The organism is Acidovorax carolinensis (assembly GCF_002157145.1).
Lineage (GTDB): Bacteria > Pseudomonadota > Gammaproteobacteria > Burkholderiales > Burkholderiaceae_C > Acidovorax > Acidovorax carolinensis.
The window spans coordinates 3,546,523-3,560,000 of record NZ_CP021361.1 but is presented as its reverse complement, the minus strand read 5'-3'; the positions used below and the strand labels follow the sequence as shown (position 1 = coordinate 3,560,000).

Below are 13,478 nucleotides of genomic sequence, written 5' to 3'. Positions count from 1 at the left end.
AACTGAAACATCTCAGTAGCTCGAGGAAAAGACATCAACCGAGATTCCGAAAGTAGTGGCGAGCGAAATCGGAAGAGCCTTCTAGTGATAGCACGACTGTTAGCAAAACGGAATGGAAAGTCCGGCCATAGCAGGTGATAGCCCTGTATGCGAAAACAGACGTGTGGTACTAAGCTGGAGAAAAGTAGGGCGGGACACGAGAAATCCTGTCTGAATATGGGGGGACCATCCTCCAAGGCTAAATACTCGTAATCGACCGATAGTGAACCAGTACCGTGAGGGAAAGGCGAAAAGAACCCCGGGAGGGGAGTGAAATAGATCCTGAAACCGCATGCTTACAAAAAGTAGGAGCCCTTAGGGGTGACTGCGTACCTTTTGTATAATGGGTCAGCGACTTACATTCAGTGGCAAGGTTAACCGAATAGGGAAGCCGTAGAGAAATCGAGTCCGAATAGGGCGAATCAGTCGCTGGGTGTAGACCCGAAACCAAGTGATCTATCCATGGCCAGGATGAAGGTGCCGTAACAGGTACTGGAGGTCCGAACCCACTAGTGTTGCAAAACTAGGGGATGAGCTGTGGATAGGGGTGAAAGGCTAAACAAACTTGGAAATAGCTGGTTCTCTCCGAAAACTATTTAGGTAGTGCCTCAAGTATTACCTGCGGGGGTAGAGCACTGTTTAGGCTAGGGGGTCATGGCGACTTACCAAACCTATGCAAACTCCGAATACCGCAGAGTACAGCTTGGGAGACAGAGCACCGGGTGCTAACGTCCGGACTCAAGAGGGAAACAACCCAGACCGCCAGCTAAGGTCCCTAAAATTGGCTAAGTGGGAAACGAAGTGGGAAGGCTAAAACAGTCAGGATGTTGGCTTAGAAGCAGCCATCATTTAAAGAAAGCGTAATAGCTCACTGATCGAGTCGTCCTGCGCGGAAGATGTAACGGGGCTAAGCCAGTTACCGAAGCTGCGGATGTGCAATTTATTGCACGTGGTAGGAGAGCGTTCTGTAGGCCTGTGAAGGTGTCTGGTAACGGATGCTGGAGGTATCAGAAGTGCGAATGCTGACATGAGTAGCGTTAAAGGGGGTGAAAAGCCCCCTCGCCGTAAGCGCAAGGTTTTCTACGCAACGTTCATCGGCGTAGAGTGAGTCGGCCCCTAAGGCGAGGCAGAGATGCGTAGCTGATGGGAAACAGGTCAATATTCCTGTACCGATGTGTAGTGCGATGTGGGGACGGAGAAGGTTAGCTCAGCCAACTGTTGGATATGTTGGTTCAAGCCTGTAGTCGTGCCCGGTAGGCAAATCCGCCGGGCTTAGATGAGGGGTGATAACGAGGCTGCTTGCAGCCGAAGTGAGTGATACCCTGCTTCCAGGAAAAGCCACTAAGCTTCAGCTACACACGACCGTACCGCAAACCGACACTGGTGCGCGAGATGAGTATTCTAAGGCGCTTGAGAGAACTCAGGAGAAGGAACTCGGCAAATTGATACCGTAACTTCGGGAGAAGGTATGCCCCAAGTAGGTGAACCTGTACAAGGCGAGCCCAACGGGGTTGCAAAAAATCGGTGGCTGCGACTGTTTAATAAAAACACAGCACTCTGCAAACACGAAAGTGGACGTATAGGGTGTGACGCCTGCCCGGTGCTGGAAGATTAAATGATGGGGTGCAAGCTCTTGATTGAAGTCCCAGTAAACGGCGGCCGTAACTATAACGGTCCTAAGGTAGCGAAATTCCTTGTCGGGTAAGTTCCGACCTGCACGAATGGCGTAACGATGGCCACACTGTCTCCTCCTGAGACTCAGCGAAGTTGAAATGTTTGTGATGATGCAATCTCCCCGCGGAAAGACGGAAAGACCCCATGAACCTTTACTGTAGCTTTGTATTGGACTTTGAACAGATCTGTGTAGGATAGGTGGGAGGCTTTGAAGTGAGGACGCTAGTTCTCATGGAGCCAACGTTGAAATACCACCCTGGTGTGTTTGAGGTTCTAACCTAGGTCCATTATCTGGATCGGGGACAGTGCATGGTAGGCAGTTTGACTGGGGCGGTCTCCTCCCAAAGCGTAACGGAGGAGTTCGAAGGTACGCTAGTTACGGTCGGACATCGTGACGATAGTGCAATGGCATAAGCGTGCTTAACTGCGAGACTGACAAGTCGAGCAGATGCGAAAGCAGGACATAGTGATCCGGTGGTTCTGTATGGAAGGGCCATCGCTCAACGGATAAAAGGTACTCTGGGGATAACAGGCTGATACCGCCCAAGAGTTCATATCGACGGCGGTGTTTGGCACCTCGATGTCGGCTCATCTCATCCTGGGGCTGTAGCCGGTCCCAAGGGTATGGCTGTTCGCCATTTAAAGAGGTACGTGAGCTGGGTTTAAAACGTCGTGAGACAGTTTGGTCCCTATCTTCCGTGGGCGCTGCAGATTTGAGGAAGCCTGCTCCTAGTACGAGAGGACCGGAGTGGACACACCTCTGGTGTATCGGTTGTCACGCCAGTGGCATTGCCGAGTAGCTAAGTGTGGAAGAGATAACCGCTGAAAGCATCTAAGCGGGAAACTCGTTTCAAGATGAGATCTGCCGGGGCCTTGAGCCCCCTAAAGAGTCGTTCAAGACCAGGACGTTGATAGGCTGGGTGTGGAAGCGCAGTAATGCGTTAAGCTAACCAGTACTAATTGCTCGTGCGGCTTGACCCTATAACTTTGATAGCCAAAGCGCAAACAGTAATGCTTGTGTGAGAAGCTCAAAGATTGTTATGCCAAGTTGACGCAGTCAAAAAAAACAAAAATCTGATTCCAAACTCTATGAATTCGTTGTGTTGCTCCCACGAGCAGCACGACAACAAGTTATGCCTGATGACCATAGCAAGTTGGTACCACTCCTTCCCATCCCGAACAGGACAGTGAAACGACTTTGCGCCGATGATAGTGCGGGTTCCCGTGTGAAAGTAGGTCATCGTCAGGCTCTTACAGCCCAGCAACGCCCCACTCAACCTCTGAGTGGGGCGTTTCTGCTTTGGGGAAGCACAATTGCAACCGCCTGCCCCCCCACAAGGTCTGCACAGTCCCATCCTTCTGCATCCGTGCGAATTCCGTGATGGATATTTGATATTCAATCATCTTTCATGGCGACAGTGCCATGCGGTACTATTGACGTTAACGTAAACGTTAGATATCGATGCGTTTTGAAGGAACACTCTGCTTGCTGCATTGGGTTTCTCTTGCCCACAACTGCAACGCAGCACCACTCCACCATGGCCCATACCTACACCATCAGTGATCTTGCCAAAGAGTTTGATCTCACTACGCGCGCCATACGTTTCTATGAAGACATGGGCCTCTTGCAGCCCGAGCGAAACGGGCCGGCTGGCCGCAGTCGGGTGTATAGCGCAAGAGACCGCACGCGACTGCGACTGACGTTGCGTGCCAAGCGCCTGGGTCTGTCACTGAGCGAGGCCAAGGAGATCATTGATCTTTATGACAGCCCGCGCGATACCGGCGTGCAATTGCGCAAATTCCTGGACGTGCTGGTGGTTCACCGCCGGCAACTGGAAGACCAGATGGCTGATCTGCAGGCCAATCTGGCAGAGGTGCAAGAGCATGAAAAAGAAGCCCGTGACCTGCTGATGGAAATGGAGAAAAAAATCGCGGATAATTGACGTTTACGTAAACGTAATTGTCCGTCGAAACAAGGAGACCGCGTGAATACCATCCCCTTCGAAGTCCAGACACTAGCCTATGCCGAACGTGTCCATGAGAGTTTTGCGCGCCAAGGGGCCATGCAGACGCTGGGCGCCCGGCTGGGGCTTGTTGCTCCCGGCGCTGTAGACATCGAACTGGATTGGGCGGTAGGACTGACACAGCAGCACGGCTTTCTGCATGCCGGGATGGTGGCCACCGCCCTGGATTCGGCCTGTGGATACGCAGGGTTAACGTTGATGGCAGAAGACGCGGCTGTTCTCACCATCGAATTCAAGATCAATCTTCTGGCTCCCGCGCGCGGTGAGCGCTTTCGGATGGAAGGCCGGGTGCTCAAGCCCGGCCGCACGATCACCGTCTGCGAAGGGCGCGCATTCGCGCTCGACGGCTCGCAGGAAAAGCTGGTGGCCACCATGGGCTGCACCCTGATGGCGGTCACGGGTCGCGAAAACATCCGCCACTGATACCAAATACCGTTCCATCGATCCGAGGAGACATCCATGAGCATTCCCGCCAACATTCCAGGCCTCAATTTTCAGTTGGGAGACGACGTCGACGCACTGCGCGACGCAGTCCGCGATTTTGCCCAGGCAGAAATTGCGCCGCGCGCTGCGGAAATCGATCGTTCCGACCAGTTCCCCATGGACCTGTGGCGCAAGATGGGCGATTTGGGCGTGCTCGGCATCACGGTGCCTGAGCATTATGGTGGCGCCGCCATGGGCTACCTGGCCCATATGGTGGCGATGGAAGAAATCTCCCGCGCAGGTGCATCTGTCGGTCTTTCGTACGGTGCGCACAGCAACCTGTGTGTGAACCAGATCAACCGCAACGGCAGCGAGGCGCAGAAAGCCAAGTACCTGCCCAAGCTGATCAGCGGCGAACATGTCGGTGCGCTGGCCATGAGCGAGCCGGGCGCTGGTTCCGATGTGATCAGCATGAAGCTCAAGGCCGAGGACAAGGGCGGTTACTACCTGCTCAATGGCAGCAAGATGTGGATCACCAACGGCCCCGACGCTGACACCCTGGTGGTGTATGCCAAGACCGAACCTGAACTGGGCGCGCGCGGCGTGACGGCCTTCCTGATCGAAAAGGGCATGAAGGGTTTCTCGATTGCGCAAAAGCTCGACAAGCTCGGTATGCGTGGCAGCCACACCGGCGAGTTGGTGTTCCAGGACGTCGAAGTGCCCGCCGCCAATGTGCTGGGTGGCCTGAACATGGGCGCCAAGGTGCTGATGAGTGGCCTGGACTACGAACGTGCGGTGCTCACCGGTGGCCCTCTGGGCATCATGCAGTCCGTCATGGACAACGTGATCCCCTACATTCACGATCGCAAGCAGTTCGGCCAGAGCATCGGTGAATTCCAGCTCATCCAGGGCAAGGTCGCCGACATGTACACCGTGCTGCAGGCGGGGCGCTCGTTTGCCTACACCGTGGCCAAGAACCTCGACATGCTGGGTACCGACCATGTGCGCCAGGTACGAAAGGACTGCGCCAGCGTGATCCTATGGTGCGCCGAGAAAGCCACCTGGATGGCGGGCGAGGGTGTGCAGGTGTTTGGTGGCAACGGCTACATCAACGAATACCCGCTGGGTCGGCTGTGGCGCGACGCCAAGCTCTATGAAATTGGGGCGGGAACCAGCGAAATCCGCCGCATGCTGATTGGCCGCGAGCTGTTTGCCGAGACCTGCTGAATTTCATTTATCACTGACCCATCAAGGACAACATGCCTTCATCGATCGACGACCTGTTTGTTCACAACCGCGCCTGGGCGGCCCAGATGGAGCGCGAACGCCCCGGCTTCTTCACTGGCCTGCTGGCCCAGCAAAAGCCCAAGTACATGTGGATCGGCTGCTCGGACAGCCGCGTGCCTGCCAACCAGATCACGGGCCTGGAGCCCGGTGAAATTTTCGTCCACCGCAACGTGGCCAATGTGGTCGTGCCGACCGATCTAAACTGCCTTTCCACTATCCAGTACGCGGTGGACCAGTTGCACATTGAGCACCTGATGGTGGTGGGGCACTATGGCTGTGGCGGTGTATTGGCGGCGTTGGAGGGCACGCGTGTGGGCCTGGCCGACAACTGGATCCGCCATGTGCAGGACGTGCGCGACCGCCACCGCGACCTGATTGCCGCCACCGCCCCCGAGTGGCGCCACGATGTGCTGTGCGAGCTCAACGCCATCGAGCAGGTGGTCAACATTGCGCAGACCACGGTAATGCTGGATGCCTGGGGCCGGGGCCAGAAGGTCACGCTGCACGGCTGGTGCTATGGGCTCAAAGACGGGCTCATCAACAACCTGCACATGTCCGTGGACAGCACCGAAGGGCTGGACTCGCTCTACAAGGCGGCCATTGCCGGAGTTGCTGCCGTCAAAAGGCAGTAACAAGCCACCGCCTGCCCTGCCGCGACGGCCGAGAATCCGCCATGTTCCCGCAACGGCTTGACGCTCCCCAGGCCTATGGCATCGCCAAGGCCATGATGGACGGCTTCAACCGCCATTACCGCCTGTTCCGCACCGAGTCAGCGCGGGCCAAGCACCGCTTTGAAACCGCCGACTGGCATGGCCAGCAGCGGGCCCAGCGCGAGCGCATCGAGTTCTACGACCTGCGCGTGAAGGAGTGCGTGCGGCGGCTGGAAAAAGAGTTCGGTGCAGGTGCGCAGTCCATGGACGTGTGGCACCAGATCAAGCTGCACTACATCGGCCTGCTGGTCGACCACCACCAGCCCGAGCTGGCCGAGACTTTTTTCAATTCGGTCACCACCAAGATCCTGCACCGCACGCATTTCCACAACGATTTCATCTTCGTGCGGCCCGCCGTCAGCACCGAGTACATCGAGAACGACGAGCCCGCCGCGCGGCCCACCTACCGGGCTTACTACCCGTCGCGTGACACCCTGAACGCAACGTTTTACAGCGTCATCGAGAACTTCCAGCTCCAGCGCGAGTTTGCGGATCTGGCGCGTGACACTGCCTGTGTGGTGGACGCCATGCGCAGCCGGATTGACAAGGTCAAGCTGCGCGCCAACTTCCAGATCCAGGTGCTCACCAGCCTGTTCTTTCGCAACAAGGGCGCCTATGTGGTCGGAAAGATCATCAACGGCTTCAACGAGGTGCCGTTTGCGTTGCCCATCCTGCACGACGACGACGGCAAGCTGTTCATCGACGCAGCGCTGTTTGGCGAAGACGACCTGCAGATGCTTTTCAGCTTTGCGCGCGCTTACTTCATGGTGGATATGGAGGTGCCCAGCGCCTATGTGCAGTTCCTGCGCAGCCTCATGCCGCGCAAGCCGCGTGCCGAAATCTACAACGCGCTGGGCCTGGCAAAGCAGGGCAAGACGCTTTTCTACCGCGACTTTCTGTACCACCTCAAGCACTCGAGCGACAAGTTCCGCATCGCGCCCGGCATCAAGGGCATGGTGATGCTGGTGTTCGACCTGCCGAGCTTTCCGTTTGTGTTCAAGCTCATCAAGGACTACTTTCCGCCGCCCAAGGAAACCACGCGCGAGCAGATCAAGGCCAAGTACCTGCTGGTCAAGCAGCATGACCGCGTGGGCCGCATGGCCGATACGCTCGAATACAGCGAAGTGGCGTTTCCGCGCGACCGGTTCGACGATGCGCTGATCGCCGAGATCGAGAAATACGCGCCCAGCCAGCTCGAAATCAGCGACCGCGATGGCGACGGCCAGACCGAGGTCATCATCAAGCACCTTTATATAGAGCGGCGCATGATCCCGCTCAACATCTACCTCCAGGAAGCCTTTGACACCGGTCTCTCCGACCCGCGCGCCCACCAGCAGATGGAGCGTAGCGTTGTCGAATACGGCAACGCCATCAAGGACCTGGTGGCCGCCAACATCTTCCCCGGCGACATGCTCTGGAAGAACTTCGGCATCACGCGCAACGGCAAGGTCGTGTTCTACGACTACGACGAGATTGAATACCTTACCGACTGCAACTTCCGCCGTGTGCCCACGCCGCGCAACGAGGAAGAAGAAATGAGCGGTGAGGTCTGGTACACCGTGGCCCCGCACGACGTGTTTCCCGAGACCTTTGGCCCCTTTCTGCTGGGCAACGACGCCGTGCGCGCCGTGTTCATGCAGCACCATGGCGACCTGCTCGACGTGGATTTCTGGCAGCAGCACAAAGAGCGCATCCAGGCAGGCCATGTGTACGACGTTTTCCCATACGACCCCGAGCGGCGGTTTCATCACGCTGCCCATTGATCACCGCGCATTTCCCTCAGCATCTCAAGGAGACTTCCCATGTCCGTATCCCAACAAGACCCCATCGTTATCGTCGGCGCTGCACGCACCCCCATGGGGTCGCTGCAGGGCGACTTTTCCACCCTGGCCGCGCACGACCTCGGTGGCGCGGCCATCAAGGCGGCCATGGAGCGCGCCGGGGTGGCGCCCGATGCCGTGGGTGAAGTCCTGTTCGGCAACTGCCTGATGGCGGGGCAGGGCCAGGCGCCCGCGCGCCAGGCTGCGTTCAAGGGCGGATTGCCCAAGGGTGCGGGCGCGGTCACGCTCAGCAAGATGTGCGGCTCGGGCATGAAGGCAGCCATGTTTGCGCACGACATGCTGCTGGCCGGCACGCACGACGTGATGGTGGCCGGTGGCATGGAGAGCATGACCAATGCCCCCTACCTGCTGCAAAAGGGCCGCGGTGGCTACCGCCTGGGCCACGACCGCATCTTCGACCACATGATGCTCGACGGCCTGGAAGACGCCTACGAGCCCGGCCGCTCCATGGGCACCTTTGGTGAAGACTGCGCCGCGAAATACCAGTTCACGCGCGAGCAGCAGGACGCCTTTGCCACCGCCAGCGTGCAGCGCGCCAAGGCGGCCACCGAGTCCGGGGCGTTCGCGGCCGAGATCGTGCCCGTCACCGTCAAGACCCGCGCGGGCGACACCGTGATTTCGGTGGACGAAGGCCCGGGCAAGGTCAAGCTCGACAAGATCCCCACGCTCAAGCCCGCCTTCAAGAAGGACGGCACCATCACGGCAGCGTCCAGCTCCAGCATCAATGACGGCGCGGCCGCGCTGGTGATGATGCGCGCATCCACCGCACAAAAGCTCGGCTGCAAGCCGCTGGCGCGCATCGTGAGCCACGCCACGCACGCGCAGGAGCCCGAGTGGTTTGCCACCGCCCCGCTGGGCGCCACGCAAAAAGCGTTGGCCAAGGCTGGCTGGGCGGTGGGCGATGTGCAGCTGTGGGAAATCAACGAAGCCTTTGCCGTGGTGCCCATGGCGCTGATGAAAGAGCTGAACCTGCCGCACGACAAGGTCAACGTCAACGGCGGCGCCTGCGCCCTGGGCCACCCGATTGGCGCCAGCGGCGCGCGCATCATGGTGACGCTGATGTATGCGCTCAAGGCGCGCGGGCTGACTAAGGGGCTGGCCACGCTGTGCATTGGCGGTGGCGAGGCCACGGCGGTGGCGATCGAGCTGGTCTGAGGGCGGCAGGGCCTGTCCGGCCAGCAGGCGCTGGCGAAACCTTCCTGTTTTGTGGGCTGCAGCAGCCTGTGCTGCGGCCCATAAGTAACTCCTTAATTGATAGCTGCTTGCGCTTGCTGAATAAGCGCTGGAGGCCTATTTCATGTCAAATGTCCTGATCATCGGTGCCTCGCGCGGCCTGGGCCTGGAGTTCGCGCGCCAGTATGTGGCCGCGGGCGATCGTGTGCTGGCCACCGCGCGCGACGCGGCCGGGCGCGAGCGCCTGCAGGCCCTCGGTGTCGAGAACGTGCTGACCGTGGACGTGGCCAATCCCGCCAGCGTCAGCGGCCTGGCCTGGATGCTGGACGGTGAAAAAATCGACACCGCGATCTACGTGGCGGGCGTCATGGGCCATGGCACGGCGCTTTCGCCGCCAACGCAGGACGAGTTCGACCGCGTCATGCACACCAACGTGCTGGGCGCCATGCAGGCCATCCCGCAGGTCGCCCCGCTGGTTGAGGCCGCGCAAGGGCGCTTTGCCTTCATCAGCAGCGAACTGGGCCGCATCGGCGGCGCGACCGGCAGCCACACCTGGCTCTACCGCGTCAGCAAAGCCGCGCTCAACATGGCCGTGGCCAGCGCCCAGCACGACTACCCAAAGGCCACGCTGGTGGCGCTGCATCCCGGCTGGGTGCAGACCGACATGGGCGGAGAGCAGGCCCCGCTCACCGCGCCAGAGAGCGTGGCCGCCATGCGCGCCACGCTTGCCCGGCTCACACCTGCGCAAAAGGGCCAATTCCTGCAGCGCGACGGCACGCCCTGCGCCTCGTGGTGAGGGCTGCTGCGGGCTCGACATCCAAGACACACCACAACACCCGGAGACAACGATGCTGCTGACCCAAGACCAGGAAATGATCCGCGACGCCGTGCGCGACTTTGCGCAGACCGAGCTGTGGCCCAACGCCGCGCGCTGGGACAAGGAACACCACTTTCCCAAGGAAGCCCACCAGGGGCTGGCCGCGCTGGGCGCCTATGGCATCTGTGTGCCGGAGGAATTCGGTGGCGCGAATCTCGACTACGTCACGCTGGCGCTGGTGCTCGAAGAAATCGCCGCCGGCGACGGCGGCACCAGCACCGCCATCAGCGTCACCAACTGCCCCGTCAACGCCATCCTCATGCGCTACGGCAACGCCCAGCAAAAGCGCGACTGGCTCACGCCCCTGGCGCGCGGCGAGATGCTCGGGGCGTTTTGCCTGACCGAGCCGCATGTGGGCTCGGACGCCTCCGCGCTGCGCACCACGGCGGTCAAGCAGGGCGACGAATACGTGATCAACGGTGTCAAGCAGTTCATCACCAGCGGCCAAAACGGCCACGTCGCCATCGTCATCGCCGTCACCGACAAAGGTGCTGGCAAAAAAGGCATGAGCGCCTTCCTCGTGCCGACCAGCAACCCTGGCTACGTGGTGGCGCGCCTCGAAGACAAGCTCGGCCAGCACAGCAGCGACACCGCGCAAATCAATTTCGACAACTGCCGCATCCCGGCCGAGAACCTGATCGGCGCGGAAGGCGAGGGCTACAAGATCGCGCTGGGCGCGCTCGAGGGCGGGCGCATCGGCATCGCCGCGCAGAGCGTGGGCATGGCGCGGAGCAGCTTCGATGCGGCGCTGGCCTATTCGAAAGAGCGCGAAAGCTTTGGCACCGCCATCTTCAACCACCAGGCCGTGGGCTTTCGCCTGGCCGACTGCGCCACGCAGATCGAGGCCGCGCGCCAGCTCATCTGGCACGCCGCCGCGCTGCGCGACGCGGGCCGCCCCTGCCTGAAGGAAGCCGCCATGGCCAAGCTGTTTGCCAGCGAGATGGCCGAGCGCGTGTGCAGCGCCGCCATCCAGACCCTGGGCGGCTACGGCGTGGTGAGCGACTTCCCGGTCGAACGCATCTACCGCGACGTGCGCGTGTGCCAGATCTATGAAGGCACGAGCGATGTGCAGAAGATCATCATCCAGCGCGCGCTGGCCTGACGGAATTTGCTATTTAATAGATAGCTTATGGCGCTTGAAGCGTATGGGCGGATTCAAGTCCAAGTGCAACAAATATTCATTAATGCACTGAATCGGGCTGTAGGGTCAGCCGGGCCAAATGTTCGGCATAAACCTCAATGGGCTTGCTCCACCCCAGAGTCATCCTGGGGCGCCCATTGAGCTCATCGGCTACGGCATCCAGATACTCCTGGCTATAGCCGCTCAGATCAGTCCCCTTGGGGAAGTACTGCCGCAGCAATCCATTGGTGTTTTCGTTGGAGCCCCGCTGCCAGGGGCTGTAGGGGTCACAGAAGTACACCTTCATGCCCGTGTTCTCGGTGAGCTTGGCATGCTCTGCCATCTCACTGCCACGGTCATAGGTCAGGCTCTGGCGCATCGGGCTGGCAATGCCATTGAGCTTGTCGCTGAAGGCCTGCAGTACATGTGCCGCTGTCGCCGGGTTGGGGTGCGGCAGCTTGACCAGCACCACCAGGCGGGTCGTGCGCTCGAGCAGCGTGCCAATGGCACTGGCATTGCCTTTGCCTTTGATGAGGTCGCCCTCCCAGTGCCCGGGCAACTGACGATCCTCAATCTCGGGTGGGCGCACATGGATGCTCAGCAGGTCGGTGATTTGCCCACGCCGATCCTCGCCTTTGGAGCGCGGCCAGCGCTTGGCGCGGGCCATGCGCAAGCAGGCCACCAGCTCCTTCTTGAGCTCTCCGCGGGGCTGGGCGTAGATGCAGGTGTAGATGCTCTCGTGGGACACTTGTTTGCGCTTGTTGTCAGGGTGCAGTTTCTTCAACTGCCCAGCGATTTGCTGGGGAGACCAGTGCCGGAGCAGATAGTCGCGAACGATCTTGAACAAAGGTCCATCGCGGTGCAGTTTGGGCTGGGGACGGGCAAAGCATCTGCGCCTGTCGCTGCGTTGCTGGGCGAACTTGGAGGTGTAGGCCTTGGCGCCCGCATTGCGTTGGCATTCCCGGGCGTGTCCGAATTTCCGTGTGTGAGGCTCATTGAACCTTCACCGATTTCGTGAAGCTGGTTGGATATCTTACGTGCTCGGTTTCATGAATCGTTCTTCGTAGAGGATTGCAAACTGGTTCATCGCTGATTTCCAATGGTTGGCTGCTCGCCCCCAGTCCTCGGTGATGTTGCGCAGGGCCAGCCAGATCAGCTTGGTGGCCGCATCGTCGCTGGGGAAGTGTCCTCTGGTCTTGATGATCTTGCGCAGCCGCGCATTCACGCTTTCAATCGCATTGGTCGTGTAGATCACGCGTCGCACCTCGGGCGGGAAGGCGAAGAATGGGATCACCTTGTCCCAGGCCCTGCGCCAGGCGCCCACGACCGTGGGAAATTTCTGGCCCCAGGGCCCCTTTTCAAACGCATCGAGCTCAGTCTGGGCCGCTTCGGCGCTCACTGCTGTGTAGATGGGTTTGATGGCCGCCGCCAGGCTCTTGCGGTCCTTCCAGCTTGCGAAGTCCAGGCTATTGCGGATCAGGTGCACGATGCAGGTCTGCAGCGTCGTGGCCGGGAACACCGCGCCCAGCGCCTCTGGCATACCCTTGAGCCCGTCGGTGACGGCGATCAGGATGTCATGGACGCCGCGTGTCCTCAGATCGTTGAACACCTTCATCCAGAACTTGGCACCCTCGGTGTTCTCGATCCAGATGCCCAGGATGTCGCGGCTGCCATCGGGCAGCACACCCAGCGCCAGGTACACGGCCTTGGCGCGCACCACGCCATCCTCGCGGATCTTGACCCGCAGCGCGTCAAAGAACACCACCGGGTACATCGCCTCCAGCGGGCGCGTCTGCCAGGCCGTGACCTCGCTCATCACGGCGTCGGTGACACTGCTGATGAGGTCGGGCGAGACGTCCACCGAGTACATCTCGGCCAGGAAGCCCTGGATCTCGCGCACCGTCATGCCCCGGGCGTACATGGCGATGATCTTGTCATCGAAGCCGGTGAAGCGCCGTTCGTGCTTGCCGATGAGTTGTGGCTCGAAAGTGCCCTCGCGGTCGCGGGGAACGTCGATGCGCAGCGCTCCCGCATCGGTCAGCACCGTCTTGGCGCTCTTGCCGTTGCGGTGATTGGCGCCAGCCCCTTCGGGCTTGGCCTGGCCGGGCGTGTAGCCCAGATGATGGCTCATCTCGGCGCCCAGGGCGCGCTCAAGAACCGACTTCTTGAACTGCTGGAAGATGCCTTCGAGCTCGGCCGGCGTTACCGGCCCGGGGATGAGTTGCTCCAGCAGCTCGGCTGAGAATTGCGGCTGCGCCGCCTTGTCCGCCGCAGCGGTTGTCTTCGTCTTGCGTGGCATTCATGCTCCTT

General features: G+C 60.0%; 9 protein-coding genes, 2 rRNA genes and 1 pseudogene (1 of these 12 running past the window's edge). 10 read left to right on the top strand and 2 right to left on the bottom strand.

The genetic code is table 11. The features are described 5' to 3' along the window. The 10 genes from CBP34_RS16705 to CBP34_RS16660 form a co-directional block, all read left to right on the top strand. Positions 1-2,694, top strand: a 23S ribosomal RNA gene (locus CBP34_RS16705) (it extends 185 nt beyond the left edge of the window). A 155-nt stretch (positions 2,695-2,849) separates the two neighbouring features. After that, positions 2,850-2,962: ribosomal RNA gene (gene rrf, locus CBP34_RS16700) — 5S ribosomal RNA — on the top strand. Positions 2,963-3,251: 289 nt separating this feature from the next. Continuing rightward, complete coding sequence (locus CBP34_RS16695; RefSeq protein ID WP_086913388.1) at positions 3,252-3,656, top strand: MerR family transcriptional regulator; 405 nt, start codon at positions 3,252-3,254, stop codon at positions 3,654-3,656. 120 nt (positions 3,657-3,776) lie between these two features. After that, on the top strand, positions 3,777-4,160 hold the full coding sequence (locus tag CBP34_RS16690) for a PaaI family thioesterase (protein WP_086928831.1): 384 nt from the start codon (positions 3,777-3,779) through the stop codon (positions 4,158-4,160). Positions 4,161-4,196: 36 nt separating this feature from the next. Next, a complete protein-coding gene (locus CBP34_RS16685; RefSeq protein ID WP_094098685.1) occupies positions 4,197-5,387 on the top strand; it encodes an isovaleryl-CoA dehydrogenase in 1,191 nt (396 codons plus the stop codon). A gap of 32 nt (positions 5,388-5,419) precedes the next feature. Next, positions 5,420-6,079 carry a carbonate dehydratase gene (gene can / locus CBP34_RS16680; protein WP_086913385.1) on the top strand — a complete coding sequence of 220 codons (660 nt, stop codon included), beginning with the start codon at positions 5,420-5,422 and terminating at the stop codon, positions 6,077-6,079. A gap of 41 nt (positions 6,080-6,120) precedes the next feature. Further along, complete coding sequence (aceK, locus tag CBP34_RS16675; protein WP_094098684.1) at positions 6,121-7,920, top strand: bifunctional isocitrate dehydrogenase kinase/phosphatase; 1,800 nt, start codon at positions 6,121-6,123, stop codon at positions 7,918-7,920. A 39-nt stretch (positions 7,921-7,959) separates the two neighbouring features. Beyond that, positions 7,960-9,153 carry an acetyl-CoA C-acyltransferase gene (locus CBP34_RS16670; protein WP_094098683.1) on the top strand — a complete coding sequence of 398 codons (1,194 nt, stop codon included), beginning with the start codon at positions 7,960-7,962 and terminating at the stop codon, positions 9,151-9,153. Between the two features lie 142 nt (positions 9,154-9,295). Continuing rightward, the gene (locus tag CBP34_RS16665; RefSeq protein ID WP_086928141.1) at positions 9,296-9,967 is read left to right on the top strand and encodes an SDR family oxidoreductase; all 672 of its coding nucleotides are present in this window, start codon (positions 9,296-9,298) and stop codon (positions 9,965-9,967) included. A gap of 52 nt (positions 9,968-10,019) precedes the next feature. Further along, positions 10,020-11,150, top strand: a complete 1,131-nt coding sequence (locus CBP34_RS16660) for an acyl-CoA dehydrogenase family protein (RefSeq protein ID WP_094098682.1) — start codon at positions 10,020-10,022, stop codon at positions 11,148-11,150. A 79-nt stretch (positions 11,151-11,229) separates the two neighbouring features. On the opposite strand, the pseudogene CBP34_RS16655 reads toward CBP34_RS16660, so the two are convergent. Together CBP34_RS16655 and CBP34_RS16650 are read right to left on the bottom strand one after the other, a co-directional pair. Next, positions 11,230-12,135, bottom strand: a pseudogene (locus CBP34_RS16655) (IS30 family transposase); the annotation flags it as partial. Between the two features lie 66 nt (positions 12,136-12,201). Continuing rightward, on the bottom strand, positions 12,202-13,467 hold the full coding sequence (locus tag CBP34_RS16650; RefSeq protein ID WP_094097898.1) for an IS256 family transposase: 1,266 nt from the start codon (positions 13,465-13,467) through the stop codon (positions 12,202-12,204). Between the last annotated feature and the right edge of the window lie 11 nt (positions 13,468-13,478).